The 17,700-nt window shown below is 60.8% G+C and carries 14 protein-coding genes; 8 read left to right on the top strand and 6 right to left on the bottom strand.

Annotated features, from left to right (window positions below):
* Positions 1–13 precede the first annotated feature (13 nt).
* The 6 genes from ABIE33_RS19345 to ABIE33_RS19320 all read left to right on the top strand — a co-directional run bounded on the left by ABIE33_RS19345 (position 14) and on the right by ABIE33_RS19320 (position 7,533).
* Positions 14–1,936, top strand: coding sequence for an LTA synthase family protein (locus tag ABIE33_RS19345; protein ID WP_429128172.1), 1,923 nt, complete (start codon positions 14–16; stop codon positions 1,934–1,936).
* A gap of 253 nt (positions 1,937–2,189) precedes the next feature.
* On the top strand, positions 2,190–2,738 hold the full coding sequence (locus tag ABIE33_RS19340; protein WP_429128169.1) for a DUF1003 domain-containing protein: 549 nt from the start codon (positions 2,190–2,192) through the stop codon (positions 2,736–2,738).
* Between the two features lie 195 nt (positions 2,739–2,933).
* Entirely contained in the window at positions 2,934–3,356 is a 423-nt protein-coding gene (locus tag ABIE33_RS19335; RefSeq protein WP_429128166.1) for a TadE/TadG family type IV pilus assembly protein, read from the top strand.
* A 1-nt stretch (position 3,357) separates the two neighbouring features.
* The gene (locus ABIE33_RS19330; protein WP_429128163.1) at positions 3,358–5,097 is read left to right on the top strand and encodes a TadG family pilus assembly protein; all 1,740 of its coding nucleotides are present in this window, start codon (positions 3,358–3,360) and stop codon (positions 5,095–5,097) included.
* 196 nt (positions 5,098–5,293) lie between these two features.
* Positions 5,294–6,211, top strand: a complete 918-nt coding sequence (locus tag ABIE33_RS19325; RefSeq protein WP_429128160.1) for a hypothetical protein — start codon at positions 5,294–5,296, stop codon at positions 6,209–6,211.
* A gap of 281 nt (positions 6,212–6,492) precedes the next feature.
* Positions 6,493–7,533 carry a MerR family transcriptional regulator gene (locus ABIE33_RS19320; protein WP_429128158.1) on the top strand — a complete coding sequence of 347 codons (1,041 nt, stop codon included), beginning with the start codon at positions 6,493–6,495 and terminating at the stop codon, positions 7,531–7,533.
* A gap of 4 nt (positions 7,534–7,537) precedes the next feature.
* On the opposite strand, the gene ABIE33_RS19315 is transcribed toward ABIE33_RS19320, so the two are convergent.
* The 5 genes from ABIE33_RS19315 to rpiA all read right to left on the bottom strand — a co-directional run bounded on the left by ABIE33_RS19315 (position 7,538) and on the right by rpiA (position 12,653).
* A complete protein-coding gene (locus tag ABIE33_RS19315) occupies positions 7,538–7,936 on the bottom strand; it encodes a GFA family protein (protein ID WP_429128155.1) in 399 nt (132 codons plus the stop codon).
* A 124-nt stretch (positions 7,937–8,060) separates the two neighbouring features.
* Positions 8,061–9,434 (bottom strand): class II 3-deoxy-7-phosphoheptulonate synthase, encoded by a 1,374-nt coding sequence (locus tag ABIE33_RS19310; RefSeq protein ID WP_176352360.1) that lies wholly within the window; start codon positions 9,432–9,434, stop codon positions 8,061–8,063.
* Positions 9,435–9,679: 245 nt separating this feature from the next.
* Positions 9,680–11,071, bottom strand: coding sequence for a glutathione-disulfide reductase (gene gor, locus ABIE33_RS19305; RefSeq protein WP_429128152.1), 1,392 nt, complete (start codon positions 11,069–11,071; stop codon positions 9,680–9,682).
* A 216-nt stretch (positions 11,072–11,287) separates the two neighbouring features.
* The gene (locus ABIE33_RS19300) at positions 11,288–11,836 is read right to left on the bottom strand and encodes a DUF2059 domain-containing protein (RefSeq protein ID WP_429128149.1); all 549 of its coding nucleotides are present in this window, start codon (positions 11,834–11,836) and stop codon (positions 11,288–11,290) included.
* 121 nt (positions 11,837–11,957) lie between these two features.
* On the bottom strand, positions 11,958–12,653 hold the full coding sequence (gene rpiA, locus ABIE33_RS19295; protein ID WP_025427240.1) for a ribose-5-phosphate isomerase RpiA: 696 nt from the start codon (positions 12,651–12,653) through the stop codon (positions 11,958–11,960).
* Positions 12,654–12,872: 219 nt separating this feature from the next.
* Between rpiA and ABIE33_RS19290 the strand changes: the two genes are divergently transcribed.
* Positions 12,873–13,550: an HAD family hydrolase gene (locus ABIE33_RS19290; protein WP_429128146.1), complete on the top strand. Its 678-nt coding sequence runs from the start codon at positions 12,873–12,875 to the stop codon at positions 13,548–13,550.
* Positions 13,551–13,805: 255 nt separating this feature from the next.
* Here the strand turns inward: ABIE33_RS19290 and ABIE33_RS19285 are convergent, their stop codons facing one another.
* The gene (locus ABIE33_RS19285; protein WP_429128143.1) at positions 13,806–15,701 is read right to left on the bottom strand and encodes a L,D-transpeptidase family protein; all 1,896 of its coding nucleotides are present in this window, start codon (positions 15,699–15,701) and stop codon (positions 13,806–13,808) included.
* A gap of 532 nt (positions 15,702–16,233) precedes the next feature.
* Here ABIE33_RS19285 and fumC point away from each other — a divergent pair.
* A complete protein-coding gene (gene fumC, locus ABIE33_RS19280; protein ID WP_429128141.1) occupies positions 16,234–17,625 on the top strand; it encodes a class II fumarate hydratase in 1,392 nt (463 codons plus the stop codon).
* The last annotated feature ends 75 nt before the right edge of the window (positions 17,626–17,700 follow it).

Raw genomic sequence — 17,700 nt, 5'->3', positions numbered from 1 at the left:
ATTGGAGAAGATGTTGGCCAATATCGATTCAGCCGTAGCGAGGAGATCACGAGTCTACGCTGGTAGACCCGGATTTGCCGCGCGGCACGCCAAAACGCTGACCTCCGCACGCAGTGCATTGTTCTCGCTGGCGATCGCGGCTGCGCTCGTTTTTGCAGTCGAGTTGATCGTGCGCCAGTCCATGGCCGACACGGTCGCCTATTTCATTGATCCAATGCGTCCCGCCTGGACCACCATCGGCGCATTCTTTCTCATCCTGCTCGCCATCGACGGCGTTTTCGGCCGCGAACACAAGTCCGCAGTGCTCCTTGCGCCGCTTGCGATCATTCCGGCCATCATCTGCCAGCAGAAACAGGTCTTCCTGTCCGACCCGCTCTATCCGACCGATTTCCTGTTCGGCCGCCAGATCCTCGAGTTGATGCCGGTTCTGGTCAAAGATCGTCCCTGGACTGCCGTCGGCATCGTTGTCGGTCTCATCGCAGCCGTTACCGCCATTGGCCTGTTGTTGCGCTACGCCTGGCGTAATTTCCCCAAGCTTTCGCGCCGCGAGCGCATCGCCCGTGCAGCCTTTGCGCTGCCGCTGCTCTTCGCCTTCTGGCACATCATGGATTACAACCAGTTCTCCTGGATCCGTGATCGCCTGAAGGTCATCCCGATCATGTGGGATCAGACCGAAAACTATCGTCACAACGGTTTTGCGCTGGCGTTTGCGATCAATCTGCCGATGGCCAACGTCAATGCGCCCGCCGGCTACATGGCCGACGCGATCGATCGCATCCCGGTCAAGCCGCTGCCGGCCGGCACCTCCCACCGCAGCAAGCCCGACGTCATCGTGCTGATGAGCGAATCCTTCTGGGATCCGACCCGTCTGCCGAACGTCAAGCTTTCGCCCGACCCGATGCCGACGATCCGCGAGATGCAGTCTGGCAACGTGTTCTCGCCAGAGTTCGGCGGCATGACGGCCAATGTCGAATTCGAAGCGCTGACCGGCTTTTCGAACGCCTTCCTGCCCTATGGCAGCATTCCGTACCAGCAGTATATCCGCAATCCGATCCCGTCGCTTGCCACCTTCTTCCGTGGCGAGGGTTACGTTTCACGCGCCATCCATCCGTTCCAGAGCTGGTTCTGGAACCGCACGGCCGTCTACAAGGCCTTCGGCTTCGATACCTTCAAGTCGGAGGAAAACATGCCGCCGATGCAGAAGCGCGGCATCTTCGCCTCGGACGAGTCCCTGACCAAGGAGATCATTCGCCAGGCCGATGCCATGGACGACCCGTTCTTCTTCTTCGCGGTCACGCTGCAGGGTCACGGCCCCTATGAAGCGAACCGCTATGCCAAGAATACCATCAAGGTCGAAGGCAACCTGCCCGAGAGCGACCGCCAGGTGCTTGCAACCTATGCTCAGGGCATCAAGGAAGCCGACCAGAGCCTGAAGAAGCTGATGGATTGGGCCAAGGAACGCGACCGCGAAACCATCATCGTGCTCTTTGGCGACCACCTGCCGCCCCTGAACACCGTCTATACCAACACCGGTTTCATGAAGGGCGTAACCGCGGAACGCAAGGGCCCGAAGGACCAGATGAAGGCGCAGCACGAGACTCCGCTCGTCGTCTGGTCGAACAAGACTGGCCCGAAGAAGAACGTCGGCACAATCAGCCCGGCCTTCCTCTCCTACCAGATCCTCAAGCAATCCGGTTACGAGCATCCCTACTACACCGGCTTCCTCGGCAAGGTGCACGACCAGTACCGCGTCGTCGACCGCTACATGCTGATCCGCAAGAACGGCAAGGATGTCGCCGAATGGTCCCGTCAGCCAAAGGTTCCGGCCCTGCTGCGCGACTATCGCTTCCTCCAGCACGACATGATGTTCGGCAAGCGTTACTCGACCGATCGCTTCTTCAAGTCGCACGCGGATCTCTACGCCGCGGGCCTCTAAACCGCACCCGAACACGTTCGTGCGACATTACTAGCCTCTGAACAGAGCCGGACGGTAAACCGCCCGGCTCTGTTCATTTGCATCTATCCCGTTGATTTTCTCGTGGAACTGATGCGCTACAGCGCCGCGCGTCTTATCAGACGCGCAAAGGTCGCTGTAGCACTTTGAATTGCTGCATGTTTTTATCCTTAAATCGGCTACGATTTAAGGAAACATGCAGTAGATATCATCGGATCCATTTCCGGAGATAGCCATGTCGCATTTCAACGAGCTTTCGCAGCACCTCTTCGGCAAACCGATGGCCGAACTCGGCGAGATCGAACGCAGGATCCTGACGCGCGCCAAGGAACGACGCACCGTTGCGACTGACACCAATGCCGAGTTCAGCGCGGAGCTTTCCGTCGGTGATCGGCTCGCCGACGCCATTGCCAGGATTGGCGGCTCCTGGGGCTTCATTCTCGGCTTTTGCGGCTTTCTTGTCGCCTGGGTGGTCATCAACACCGTGTTGCTCATGACCGGGGCCTTCGACCCCTACCCCTTCATCTTCCTGAACCTGCTGCTCTCGATGCTGGCGGCCCTGCAGGCGCCCGTGATCATGATGTCCCAGAACCGGCAGGCCGAGCGCGATCGCTTCGCCGCCGCAAAGGACTATGAGGTCAACCTGAAGTCGGAAGTCGAGCTGATCGCCCTGCACCACAAAGTCGACGACGTGCTGCTGCGCGAGATCGCCGAGCTGCGGACCGACATCGCCAATCTAAACCGCCAGCTTGCCCAATATCGGCAGACGCCCGACAACGAATAGTCGCTGCAAAGACCACTAAAGTGCGCAAGAATCTGCAAGATTCCTAAATCAATCACAAATTTGCATTTTGCAACAATAGGATATTTCTAACCATTAAAACAACCTATTAGCGTATCGAAAAATTAACACTTGGGGTGCAGCGTTAAAAGCGCAGGGACAAGAAAAAGCAGTCACGGTTCGGTCGGAGTTGCTGATATGTCCAAGTTAACGCGCCTGTTCGGCGGCCGCGATGGCGCTGCCGCAATTGAATTTGCAATCATCGCCCCGCTATTCTTTCTATGTGTGCTGACGTTGATCGCCTACGGCATCTACCTCAGCGCGGCCCACTCCATTCAGCAGATAGCCGCCGACGCAGCGCGCACCGCCATTGCCGGACTTTCCGAAGGCGAGCGAGAACGTCTTGCCACGGACTACATCCAGCGCACGACGATGGATCAGGCCTTCATCAAGCCATCCCGTATGACGGTCACAGTCAAGGACGATGCTGGTAACGCCAACCAGTTTACCGTGAGGATTACGTACGACGCTGGCGATCTCCCGATCTTCAATATGTTCACCTTTGCAATGCCGAGCGAACAGATCGAGCGCTTCGCGACCATACGCTTGGGAGGCATCTGAGATGGTTTTGACAGCGCCGGGAATAGGACTGCTCGCCCGATCGAGAGGTGGCAATGTCGGGATATCTGCCGCCCTCGTCATGCCGCTCGTGATCGCCTCCATGGGGCTTGGCATCGACTACGGTTACCTCACGGTCCAGAAGAAGGAAATGCAATCGACCGTCGATCTTGCGGCCATTGCCGCCGCATCCAACGTCTCTTCCGCCGAGCAGGCTGTCCTCAAGTACTTCTCCAACAACCATCTCAATTTCGCCGTTGCGACGCCCACCGGCCTGTTGACAATCGATGGCAAGGTTCTGCCGCCCGGCGACGTCGGCACAGCAAAGGTCGACGGAGTGGCAACGGTCACGCGTGGCCGTTATGTCCCCGATCCAGGGGTCGCAGCCGGCCAGCGCTTCATCAAGGATGCCGCCCCTTCGGATGCGGTCCAGGTACTCCTGGAAAAGAAGGGGCAGATCTTCCTTGCCTCTGTCTTCACCGCACCGCCGGATCTGAGCGTGGTCGGGACAGCGGCGAGTTCGAAGGTTGCTGCCTTTTCCGTCGGCTCCCGCCTCGCCAGCCTGAATGACGGCCTGCTCAATGCCATTCTCGGCCAGATGCTCGGCACCAACATTTCGCTGAAGGTCATGGACTACACCGCCCTGATCGACGCCGACATCGATATCCAGCCCTTCCTGAAGATCGTCGCAACCAAGCTCAACCTGACCGCCGCCTCCTATGACGACGTGCTCGACGCCAATCTGACCATGCCGCAGCTCCTGTCTTCGATGCGGCTGTTCCAGGGACTCTCCGGTACGGTAACCTCTGCCCTCAAGAGCATCGAGCTGGCCACGGCCAACAACAAGAAGACCTTCACCTTGGCGCAGATCCTCAATCTGGACCCGAAAAAGGATCTGAGGATCGATGCCGGCTCCGACTGGACGATGAAGGTGAGTGCGCTGCAGATCGTCTCGGCCGCCGCCGCCATCGCCAACGGCGAGAACCAGATCGCCCTTAACGCGGTTGCCGGGCTTCCGGGCATAGCTTCGGCCACGGTAAAGCTCGCAATTGGCGAACCGCCGGTCGAAACGCCGAGCCATCGTTTGGGCACCCCAGGGGCAGCAGTACGCACAGCGCAGACCAGGCTTGCCGTCGAGGTGGGCATAGACGGGCTTGCGGCCCTTGCCGGTATCCGCATTCGGTTGCCGATCTATGTCGAGCTTGCCCACGCAGAAGCCAAGCTCGCCGATATCCGTTGCTACGGCGGCAAGCCGGAGAACGCTGCAGTTGTCGTCGACGCGGTGCCGGGCGTCGCTGAGATCGCCATCGGTGACGTCAATCCGAAGGTACTTTCGAGTTTCTCCTCAGACGCTCGGGTCGAGCGCGCCCGCATCGTCGATGCGCTGGTGGTCAAGATCGACGCCATCGCTCACGTCGAGGCGCAGAACCTTCAAGCGTCCCGCCTCACCTTCAGCCCCACCGAAGTGGCCGCACGCTCGATCAAGAGCGTATCGACCAGGGACATTCTGACATCGACAACCCAAACCCTGCTCAACAATCTGGACCTGAACATTCAGGTGTTGTTCCTGACACTCGGCAGCCCCACGATCCTGCAACAGGCGCTTGCCCAGACCTTGGGCGCTGTCACGAAACCGGTAGACGATCTGCTCTACAATCTGCTGCTCCTGGTGGGGGTACGCGTGGGAGAAGCCGATGTTCGCGTCACCGGTGTCAAATGCCAGCCACCGGTTCTGGTGCAGTAACAGCCTCGCGGCAAACACAAACGGATTGGCAACGGAAAATCCGTTGCCAGTCCGTCCGAACAAAATGGTGGGCTCGCACGTTATGGGCAAGGTAGAGCTGCTACATGCAGTTGGGTTGAGTAGTATCGAAGCACACGTGGCAAGGGATAGGAACCCGAGACGTATGCAAGAGATCGTCGGGAGACGTGCGCGACAGATGCATTTGGTTGCAAAACAGGGGGATGCTGCGCCGGAAAAGCCGCTCGCCTTCACGGCGGACGGATTGCTGCGCAACCCGCTCCTGCGCGAGACACTGCAGATCAGCGCTCGCGATCTGATGGCGGTCTATGATATTTTTCCACGTGTGGCCCGTCTCGTTGCCTCCCACCAGAAATGGACGCTGACCCAGGCGGCTTACGCGCTTCATCTTGAGCGCGACCCGTCCCATCCCGATTCCGGAGTGACTGCCGCGCGGCTGCTGAAGTTCATGCGCGAGACCGGTGGCGCAAGCAGGAACACGGCAGCCGCATTCCTGTCCGAACTGCTCGCCTACAAGCTGCTGCGCGATGTCAGAGGCGAGCGGACGAACAAGAAGGTTCGCCCTCTCGAGCCGACGGAAGTCAGCGAGAGCGCCATGATGCGTTGGTTCATGAGCCAAATGGGCACGCTCGACCGCCTCGATGGCGGGAGACGTCTGGAACATGTCGAGGCCGATACCTCGGTTCTTGGACGCACGCAGCCGATCGCGGCGCGAATGCTTCTGTCCGACAAGAATTGGAGCGAGCCCCCCGAAGGCGTTGCCATCTTCGTATGGACCGAATGCGGAGGCTTGCTGCTCGATGACCTCATGGCGCGTCCGAAAAGCCTGACGCCCGTAGACGGAAAGGTCTGGCTGGACCTCAACCTCGCGGAGCTTGCGACCCACTACACCATCTCCAACACACACGTCCGCAGACTGTTCACCAAAGCGCAGGACACAGGCTTCATCGGCCGGTCGAACGACGGCTCGCGTGGACGCTTTTGGATGAGCGCCGGTCTGGTCGACGAATATTGTCGCTGGCAGGCTATAAAGCTCGCGGCCCTCGCCAATGCCTACGAGCGAGCGACGGACGGTGCAGTCCGGTTGGTGAAATAGGGTCACTGCCTTCACTACAACGCCGCGCGTCTTATTAGACGCGCAAAGGTCGCTGTAGCACTTTGAATTTCTGCATGTTTTTATCCCTAAATCGAATACGATTTAAGGAAACATGCAGTAGCGCGGCGGCAACCCTGCCGGCGCCGGCGCAACCGATCTCGACGAAGAACAGCGATACGTTCCCCTCTCACAACAAATGCGGAAATCTTTTCGGCTGGCCGGTTGACCCGTCCCCAGGGGCAGGACCGATAAGGGGTGCGGCCAACAGGACGAGGTGATTCGTGAGTTACTCCGCACAATTTTTGAATGCGACCGAAGCCGCCAACCGCCTGGGTGTCTCGATCAAGGCGTTGCGGCTTTATGAGCAACGTGGCTTGGTCGTCCCGGTCCGCACTTCCGCGGGGTGGCGAACCTATGGCCCGACGGAGATGGAGCGCGCGGGCGAAATTGTCGCGCTCCGCTCGCTCGGGCTCAGCCTGGCGCAGATCGCTCATGTTCTCGATGATGGGCCGCAAGAACTCGGCGCTGCCCTCGCTATCCAGCAGGCATTGCTCGAAACACGGGCGCATGGTCTGCGCGAGACCGTCGAAAAGGTGCGGCGCCGTCGGCAAGAGCTGCACGCCGATCATCAGGATGTACCTGCCGGGCATGCAGAGAGACAAGCAAAGCCACCGACAGGCGACACCAGCGTCGCATTTGAGCTTCCATGGCCGTGGGGCGGCGAGGAATTCACCCTCGGCCCCATTCGGCCGCTGACCTACATCACCGGCCCGCTCGGCAGCGGCAAGACACGTTTGGCCAAAGCCATTGCCACAGCCCTGCCCGGTGCCGTCTTCGTGAACCTCGATCGCTTGGAAGACAGTAACTGCGTGGCTGTCCGCCGTAGGCTCGATGCCGAATCTGAATTGAAATCGCGCATAGCGATCATTCTCGCGCGACTGGTAGACGATGGCGCCGTCGCTTCGTCAGCTCTCATCGCGCTGTTGGTCGGGCTGGATGCGGACGCCAGTGCGTTCGTTGTCGATATGGTCGAACAGGGACTCGACGCCGCATCGCAGACCGCGTTGATCGCTCACTTGCGCTACGGCCGCACCGACAAGCGGCCGATCCTGATGTTGACCCGCTCCAATGCCGTCCTCGACCTGGCCGTCCTCGGACCGCATGAAACCATCCTTCTGTGCCCCGCCAACCATAGCCCGCCGATTGAGGTCACGCCTTGCCCGGGCGCGCCCGGTTACGAGACGGTCGCCAACTGCCTTGCGTCACCTGAAGTCCGGGCGCGAACGCAAGGCGTCATTGCCTGGCGGCCGGAAATGGCCTGAGGACTCACGAGGTCCCCGCCTCGAACTTCGGCAGGGTGTCGTCGATCTCGTAGAAGTCGCCCTTGTCGGCGCAGTAGATGTGGTAGCCGGGCTTAAGATCCGTCGGCTTTTCGAAGGCACCGGCCATGATCGAGGTGTAGTCGAGTCCATCGGATTTCCAGAACAATGCTGAGCCGCATTGGCGACAGAACCCCCGTTGGGCACCTTCGCTCGACCGATACCAGGTCACAGCCTCCGCTCCCTCAAGCTCCATGTCGCGATCGAGCACATTGGTCGCGGCGTAATAGAGCCCCGTCTGCTTGCGGCATTGGGTGCAATGGCAAAAGATCAGCTTGCGAAGCTCGCCCCGCGTCTTGAACCGCACTGCCGCGCAAAGGCAGCTGCCGCTGTGAATGTCCGACATGGTTCCCCCGACCGTTCTCAAATGAAAAATGCCGGGCCAACTTCGCGAGCCGGCCCGGCATTGTCAATTTCATAGCGACGGCCCGAGGTTCAGAAAAGCTGAACCATGCAGCGCTGAGGCGGTATCAACCGTTGACGACCAGCTTCTTCTCGTCGCGGCCGCCCTTCATGCGTTCGGCAAGCAGGAACGCCAGTTCCAGCGCCTGGTCCGCATTGAGGCGCGGATCGCAATGGGTGTGGTAGCGATCAGCCAGATCGTCACCCGAAAGCGCACGGGCGCCGCCGGTGCATTCGGTCACGTCGTTGCCGGTCATCTCGATATGGATGCCGCCCGGATGCGAACCTTCCGCGCGGTGGATCTGGAAGAAGCTTTCGACTTCCGACAGGATCCGCTCGAAGGGACGCGTCTTGTAGTTGTTGAGCGTGATCGTGTTGCCGTGCATCGGGTCGCAGGACCAGACGACCTTCTTGCCTTCACGCTCGACCGCGCGGATGAGGCGCGGCAGGTGCTCGGCAACCTTGTCGTGGCCGAAACGGCAGATCAGCGTCAGGCGGCCGGCTTCGTTGGCCGGGTTGAGCAGATCGATCAGTTCGAGCAGGCCGTCGGCCGTCAGAGACGGACCGCACTTGAGGCCAAGCGGGTTCTTGATGCCGCGGCAATATTCGATATGGGCGTGGTCGGGCTGGCGTGTACGGTCGCCGATCCAGATCATGTGGCCCGATGTTGCGTACCAGTCACCCGATGTGGAATCGACGCGCGTCAGCGCCTGCTCGTAACCGAGCAGCAGCGCCTCGTGGCTGGTGAAGAAATCGGTCTCGCGCAGGCTCGGATGGTTTTCCGAGGTGATGCCGATCGCCTTCATGAAATCCATCGTTTCGGAGATCCGGTCGGCGAGCTTGCGGTAGCGCTCTGCCTGCGGGCTATCCTTGACGAAGCCGAGCATCCACTGGTGCACGTTGTCGAGGTTGGCATAGCCACCCATAGCGAAAGCGCGCAAGAGGTTCAGCGTCGCGGCGGACTGGCGGTAGGCCATGATCTGGCGTTCCGGATCCGGAACGCGTTCCGCTTCGGTGAACTCGATGCCGTTGATGATGTCGCCACGGTAGCTCGGCAACTCGACGTCGCCCTGCTTCTCGATGTTGGACGAGCGCGGCTTGGCGAACTGACCGGCGATGCGACCGACCTTGACCACGGGCTGCTGAGCGCCGAACGTCAGAACGACGGCCATCTGCAGGAACGCGCGGAAGAAGTCGCGGATCGTGTCGGCACCATGCTCGGCGAAGCTCTCGGCGCAATCGCCGCCCTGCAGCAGGAATCCACGGCCTTCGGCAACATTGGCAAGGGCACTCTTCAGACGCCGCGCCTCACCGGCAAACACCAGCGGCGGATACTTAGCGAGTTTCGCTTCCGTTGCCGCAAGAGCTGCAAGGTCCGGATAATCCGGCACCTGCTGGATGGGTTTCTGCCGCCAGCTATTCGGAGTCCAAGTCTGTGCCATTTCGATCACCTGTTGTCTGCCGCGGACGTCGGTCCGCGCGGGTCGCGCCCTGACGGTTTTGAGACCGCCCGGTATTCGGAAATTTCACTGCGTCCGCGCACCCTGCTTCAGCGCGTGACGAAGCCTTCGCGCCCGCCCGAAGCCGGTGACTTCGCGGATGCGGGCTTATAGACGTTAAGCGATGGCTTGGAAAGACATCCTACCAGAATTCATGGTTTCCGGCGTCGGCAAAGCAACCGCCCTGCTCAGCCGACCCGCTCGCCCTTGCGCACGCGATAGGATGGCGCATACATCGTCACAAGCTCTTCCGATGCTGTCGGATGCACCGCCATCGTCCGGTCGAAGTCGTCCTTGGTGCAGCCGGCCTTCAGCGAAATGCCGAGCAACTGTGCCATCTCGCCGGCATCGTGCCCGAGGATGTGGGCGCCCAGCACTTTGCGGTCGGCAGCGTTGACGATCAGCTTCATGATCATCTTTTCCTTCCGGCCGGAGAGCGTCGCCTTCATCGGCCGGAACTCGGCGCGATAGACTTCCAGTTCTTCGAACTGGCGTGCCGCCTGCTCCTCGCTGAGGCCGACGGTACCGATCTCCGGCTGAGAGAAGACGGCCGTCGCTATCAGGTCATGGTCAGGCGATACCGGGTTGTTCTTGTATTCGGTCTCGATGAAGCACATCGCCTCGTGGATCGCCACCGGCGTCAGCTGGACGCGGTCTGTCACGTCGCCGAGCGCATAGATGCCGGGCGCACTGGTGCGCGAGAAGGCGTCGACGACGATCGCGCCGCGCTCATCCATGTTCACACCGACGCTTTCAAGCCCCAGGCCCTTGGTGTTCGGCACGCGGCCAAGAGCCAGCATCACCTGGTCGACGACGATTTCGCCATGCTTCATGGTCTGCGCCACGCGCTTGCCGTCTGCCCCCATGGCTACCGACTGAATGAGGTCCTCGCAGAGAATGCGGATACCCTTTTCCTCCATCGCCTTGTGCAGACCACGGCGCAGATCCTGGTCGAAGCGCGAGAGAATTTCCTTGCCGCGATAGATCAGTGTCGTTTCGACGCCGAGACCATGAAAGACATTGGCGAACTCGACCGCGATATAGCCGCCGCCTGCAATCAGGATCGACTTCGGCAGTTCCGCCAGATCGAAGGCCTCGTTGGAGGAAATGCAGAGTTCATGACCCGGAAGCGCGTCATGTGGCGTCGGATGGCCGCCGACGGCAATGACGATGCGTTCGGCGGTCACGGTCTTGCCAGTGTCGAGCAGACGAACCGTGTTCGGGCCGACAAGCTCAGCCCGTGTACGCAGGATCTCCGCGCCGGCATTGCCGAGCCCCTTCTCGTAGAGGCCTTCGAGCCGCGTGATCTCCTGCTCCTTGGCTGCGACGAGCTTTTGCCAATCGAAGCGACTTTCGCCGACGGACCAGCCGAAACCGGCCGCATCCTCGAAATGTTCCGAATATTGCGACGCGTAGACATAGAGCTTCTTCGGAACGCACCCACGGATGACGCAGGTGCCGCCATAGCGGAATTCTTCGGCGATCGCGACCTTCTTGCCGAGGCTTGCCGCCAGCCGGCCGCTTCTAACGCCACCCGAACCGCCACCGATTACGAAGAGGTCATAGTCGAAAGCGGGCATAGGCGAACTCCTGAAGGTCATGCAGGCTGCAATTAGGACAATGAGGGGACAGCAGACCAGGCATTTCGCCGGCAGCACGCCCCCGCCCGGGGTCAGGCCCCGTCGCAGGCACATATAGTGTTGCACTGCAGAAAAAGAAAAGCCCGGATCGCTCCGGGCTCCCTAAAACGTGATGGTTAGCTCAGCTGACCCGAGCTCACTCCGACCGGCCTCGGATTATTGGGCCGGTGTCTGAACGGTGCCTTCGACGCGTGCCGGAGCCGAGGTGCCGACCTTGGAGTCGAGCGACTTCGTGGCTTCGGTGTTGAGGTCGCGCGACACGCCCGCTGCCCAGATGTCTGCCGCCTTCAACAATTCGCGCGAAGCGATCGGACCGTCGTTCAGGAGCTTCTTGCCGGCGGTCGAGTTGTAGAACTCGGTGATGGCGGTCAGCTCTTCAAGCGTAAAGGTCTTGGCGTAGATCGTCGCGGCTTCGTGCTCGAGGTCGGCGCGACGTGCAGCCAGGCTCAAAGCCTTTTCGTCGACAGTCGCGGTGATCAGTTCCTGGAAGTTCGGCGAAGCCTGGATCAGAGTATTCTTCAGACGCTCGGCGAGGTTCGGCAGAATATTGTCGAAGTTGTTGGTCACGCCGAGTGCAGCGATGGTAGCACGAGCGGCCTTGATCTGGGCGTCGGACACGTCCTGAGCCTGAACCGCCGGAATGGATGCAGAAAGGAGAACCGCGGTGGCTGCGAAAGTGCGGACAAGACCTGCGAGTTTGTTCATTTTTATCCATGCTCCTGTGTTTGTCGCATGCTGCCCGGGCGATTGCCGCCGCCAGGCCCGCATGTGTGGTAACCTGTTTTCTTCACCGCTCCCTGCCCCTCGCGGAGCGACGGGAACCGGCTCAGGACGCGGTCAGAATGCGTGCCTCTTCCGGTCCGGCAATAATTGCCAGCGACGCGATGCCGATGAAAAGTCCATGCTCGACCACGCCCGGAATGGCATTCAGCTCTCCCGCGAGCGCATCTGCATCAGGAATACGGCCAAAAGATGCATCAAGAATGAGGTGTCCACCGTCCGTCTTGAAGGGGCCGTCGCCTGAGTTGCGCACGGAGATATCACCGGAAAGACCCAGGCGCGAAGCCACCTTTTCGATGGCAATGCGCGTTGCCACCTGACCGAAGGGATTAACCTCGATCGGCAGCTTGAATGCGCCGAGAACATCGACGACTTTCGATTCGTCGGCGATGACAATCATGCGCTTGGAAGCGGCCGCGACGATCTTCTCGCGCAACAATGCGCCGCCGCCGCCCTTTATCAGTCGCAACTGACCATCGACTTCGTCGGCGCCATCGATTGTCAGATCCAGTTCCGGAAGTTCGTCCAGCGACTTCAGCTGCACGCCAAGCTCCAGGCACAGCCGCGCGGTGCGCTCGGAGGTCGGCACACCTTCGATGCGAAAGCCCGCGGCGACCTTCTCGGCCAGGAGCCGAACGAACTCCTCCGCAGTCGATCCCGTCCCGATGCCAAGACGCATGCCGTCTTCGACATGCTCGAGCGCCGCTGCCGCGGCTTTGATTTTCATTTGGCGGGCGTCCATACGCCAGTCGCTCCCTTTTACACCGGATGGCGAGCGGTCGCCCGCCTTCTCCATCCGTTTTCCGCTGAGACACTTACACGCCCGAAGCTGCAAACAAAAGCCAAAATCAGGGGCTCAGCCCGGATTCCTGGCCGCTTCCCACACGCACTTGCCATTGCATTCTCTTGCAACTTCGCCTACCCGAACGGCAACTCTTTCCGGCTACGCGAGGTTCACCTCTTGTCTTCTCCCATTGTCGTCTTTGATCTCGACGGAACCCTTGTCGATACGGCGCCGGATCTGGTGGCGAGCCTCAACCACGCGGTGACCCAAGCGGGCGTCGAGCCGGTCACCTACCGCGACCTCACCCATCTCGTCGGCCACGGCGCCCGCGCGATGATCGAGCGGACTTTTGCGCTTCGCAACAAGCCGCTCGATGAAGAAGCGTTGGCCTGGCAGATGAAGGAGTTCGTCGACTTCTACCATGGCTCGATGCCGGGTGATTCCCTGCCCTATCCGGGCATGCTCGACGCACTCGACCGGCTGTCGGCGGCGGGCTTCAAGCTCGCAGTCTGCACCAACAAGCCGGAGATGCTGGCTAACCGGCTGCTCGAGCGCCTCGGCCTCATCGATCGCTTCGCGGCGGTTTCCGGTGGCGATACGTTCGAAATCCGCAAGCCGAATGCCGACCACCTGCTGCGTACGATCGCCAATGCCGGCGGCAATGCGGCGCATTCGGTGATGATCGGCGACAGCCTCAACGACATTCTGGTGGCCCGCAACGCCGCGATCCCATCGATCGCCGTGCCGTTCGGCTACTCCGACGTTCCCATCGAAAGCCTGGGGCCGACGGTGATCATCCGCCACTTCGACGAGTTGACGCCGGCGCTGGTGACAGGGCTTTTCAACGGCAAGTGAGACACAGCGCGCGAGCCCAGGGCCTGAGGTCTTGGCCCGCGTCTGATCGAAGATAGATCCCTAAGATCGATCGTCATTGGCAGCGCGCACGTCGCAGATTTCTACGCCGCTTCTCTCGTCGTAGCGACACACTGCTTTCCTCTCGCGCTACCACCGCCCAAACGAAATACCCCATGGAGAAGCTCCATGGGGTCTCGAATTCTCTGGAAGAACATGGCGTCGCTCGTTCGTCGCGCCATGCACGCGGCCGAAGATTTAGCCTTCGGCCCTGCGGGCGTTGCGCGTCGCGTCGAAGGCACGGTTCATGTACATGTCGCGCTCATACACATCGTCGAAATACTCGATGACGCTGTCCTTGTTCGGCCAGGCGGTGAAGTAGGCGACGTAAACAGGAACCTTCTGCGGTACCTGCAGTGCCTTGTTGCCACCGCCGCCGATTTCCTTGCCGACATCCTCGACGCTGGTGCCAAGCACGGCCGCTGCCATCCGGCGCGGATCGGCAAGCCGCACGCAACCGTGGCTGAGCGCGCGCTGGTCACGCTTGAAGAAGCTCTTCGACGGCGTGTCGTGCATGTAGATGGCATGCGCATTCGGGAACAGGATCTTTAGTTCGCCAAGCGCGTTATCGCTGCTCGGCGGCTGACGCACGGCAACCGAGGCGGTCGATCCGTTCCAGTTGACGGAAGACGACGGCACCGAGCGCCCGCCGATCTCAACCTGATAGCCCATCCGATCGAGATAACCGGGGTCATTGCGCAGCTTCGGCAGCATCTCATTGATGATGATCGACTGCGGCACGCCCCAATATGGATTGACCTCGACGGTCTGGATCTCATCCTGGAAGAAATAGGTCTGGTTTGCCTTGGAGCCGACGACCACGCGCATGGAAAACTGCTCGGTGCCGTTGTCGGTATAGGACGCGGTAAAGGCCGGCTGGTTGATGAAGACATAGCGGTTGCCGAGACCATCGGGGAGCCAGCGCGCCTGTTCCATGGCGACCTCGAGCTTGTTGATCTTGCTTGCCACGGTGTCGCCACCGGTCAGGATTCGCAGCGACGCCTGGCCGACGACGCCATCGGCCTTCAGGCCATTTTCCTTCTGGAACGCTTCGACCAGCAGAACCAGCTCAGGCGTGTACTCAGGGGTTCCTTGATAGGCCGCGAGCACCGCCGCATGATCCACCTTCAGCGTCTCGGAGCCCTTGATGCGAATCCCGGCGACGATGTTGGCAAGTTCCGGATTGCTCTGGCCCGGCTTCAACAGCGTGCCCGGCGCGATTTCAACGCGCTGTTCCACGTTCTTTTCGGCGCGAAGGCGCTCGAGTTCCACCGACAACGCCGCGAACTGCTCGCTTTTCGGGTTCTGATCGTTGAGCAGCGTGGCAACATCGGAGCTTGCCGACATCTTGTCGAGGAAGGCTGAGAGGTCGACGGTCTTGCGCTTGAAATCGTGATAGCCGGAGATCTTGTTGGGATCGATGCGGCCACGCACCGTGTCCTCGACATAGGAAAGCGTTGCCGCCGACAGCGCGATTTCGAACTGAACAAGTTCCTTTTCACGCGCGATCATATCGCCGCGGTCGAATTCGTCTGCCGGGACCTGGACGGCATAATCCTGCGGCTCGAGACCGACCTTTGCCGCGTCGGCGAGAACGGCAATTGCCGCCTTCGCGCGCGCGTTGACGCCAGTGCCCTCGATCCAGACGAAATCCTCACGTGACCCGTAGTGGGTCTCGATGGCCTTTGCCACGTTCGAGGTCGCACGAACCTCGATTTCAGGCATGAATTGACGGGCATCGGCGAGCGGCGCACGCAGCATCGGCGGCAGCGCGCCGTTGCGCACGGAACCGGTGACGACCGGATCGAGCAGCTTGCCGGTATCGATCCGGCGCAGGGGCTCGGCCTTATAGGCGTAGTAGCGAGGGCCGGTCACCTTCGGCAGCGGCTTGGCAACCGTGTTCTGCTGCGGCTGAACCATGGAGCCGACGCCGGGCAACGGCTGAGCGGGCTGCATTTCCTGCTTCGGCGTCTTCTGCCTGCCGCCGCGGATAAGGTCCATCAACGTGATGGCCGCAGCCGGCCGCACATCGAAGGTTGCAATCGAACAGCTGCTCATGAGCGCTACGATCGCTGCCGTCTTGAAGATTCTCATGTAAAACTACGTCCCCGTATCGCGTTGTCGCCGAACTCGGCTTTAGCCAGATTCTCGCCACGCCCTCGTGCTCCAAAACTTATAGAAAAGGATGGTGAATGAAAAGGAAACGCGCCTCCCCGAACCTGCATGAAACCACCTCTGCGCAGCAAAAAACCGCTACATTTCCAGGACGTTCGAGGGGCCGTAAAAATTTGATTTGCATCGATATTAGTGCAGTTGCCACGCGGTCGCACGGCGAAGCCCCCGACGCAGCCCAGCAAGGAACGTAACGAATGTGACCGAAACGCCACAAGAAATCCGCCCCCCGCCGCAGGCGATCCGAATCACCCGCAAGAGAGCCGCAAAGGCCGCTCTCTGTCGCATGCCGGCCTTTCAAACGATTGTAGCATTGCCCCTCCGGGGCCACCTCTTTACAAGCCTTGCCAGCCGGGGCAGAGAGAGGCCCGGCACCTTGGGGAAGGGACAGCCGGTTGCGACCGCGTCCCCTCGCCCAGACTTCATGAACCGCATGACGAAGGCAGGGATCACGATGACATCGACGCGCACGGAAACAGATACGTTCGGCCCCATCGAAGTGGCAAGCGACCGCTACTGGGGCGCCCAGGCCCAGCGATCGCTCGGCAACTTCAAGATCGGCTGGGAAAAGCAGCCGGCGTCGATCGTACGCGCGCTCGGCATCGTCAAGCAGGCAGCGGCCCGTACCAACATGGCGCTCGGTCGTCTGGATGCGACCGTTGCCGATGCCATCGTGAGGGCATCGCAGGAAGTTATCGACGGCAAGCTCAATGACCATTTCCCGCTTGTCGTCTGGCAGACCGGCTCCGGCACGCAGTCGAACATGAACGCCAACGAAGTGATCTCGAACCGCGCGATCGAACTGCTCGGCGGCGTCATGGGCTCGAAGAAGCCCGTGCACCCCAACGACCACGTCAACATGAGCCAGTCGTCGAACGATACCTATCCGACGGCGATGCACATCGCCTGCGCCGAGCGGGTGATCCATGACCTGCTGCCGGCGCTCAAGCACCTGCATAAGGCGCTGGAAGCCAAGGTCAAGGCGTTCGACCATATCATCAAGATCGGCCGCACCCACACCCAGGATGCGACCCCGCTGACGCTCGGCCAGGAATTCTCCGGCTATGCGGCGCAGGTCGCTTCCTCGATCAAGCGCATCGAGATGACCCTACCCGGTCTTTGCGAACTGGCCCAGGGCGGCACGGCCGTCGGTACGGGCCTCAACGCGCCTGTTGGATTTGCCGAAAAGGTCGCCGAAGAGATTGCCAAGATCACCGGTATCGCCTTCACCACCGCTCCGAACAAGTTCGAGGCGCTTGCCGCTCACGATTCGATGGTGTTCAGCCACGGCGCGATCAACGCCGCTGCCGCAGCCCTCTTCAAGATCGCCAACGACATCCGCTTCCTCGGCTCCGGTCCTCGCTCGGGCCTCGGCGAACTCTCGCTGCCGGAAAACGAGCCGGGCTCGTCGATCATGCCGGGCAAGGTCAACCCGACCCAATGCGAAGCCCTGACCCAGGTCTGCGTCCAGGTCTTCGGCAACAACGCCGCGCTGACCTTCGCCGGCAGCCAGGGTCATTTCGAACTGAACGTCTTCAACCCGCTGATGGCTTACAACTTCCTGCAGTCGGTGCAGTTGCTCGCCGATGCCGCAGTCTCCTTCACCGACAACTGCGTCGTCGGCATCGAAGCGCGCGAAGACAACATCAAGGCAGCACTTGACCGCTCGCTGATGCTGGTGACGGCGCTGGCGCCGAAGATCGGCTACGACAATGCGGCAAAGATCGCCAAGACGGCGCACAAGAACGGCACGACGCTGCGCGAAGAAGCAGTCGGCGGCGGTTACGTCACCAACGAAGAGTTCGACGCGATCGTGCGTCCGGAAACGATGATCAGCCCGGCCTGATCCGTTTATCCCCTGCCGCGGCGCTTTAACCGGCGCGGCGGCGGGGTTCCTACCCCGATCGACGGGACATTGCAT

The sequence above is a fragment of the Ensifer sp. 4252 genome, from assembly GCF_050434565.1.
Lineage (GTDB): Bacteria > Pseudomonadota > Alphaproteobacteria > Rhizobiales > Rhizobiaceae > Ensifer.
Note: the sequence above shows the minus strand (reverse complement) of the source record. Positions and strands in the feature narration are given on the sequence as shown.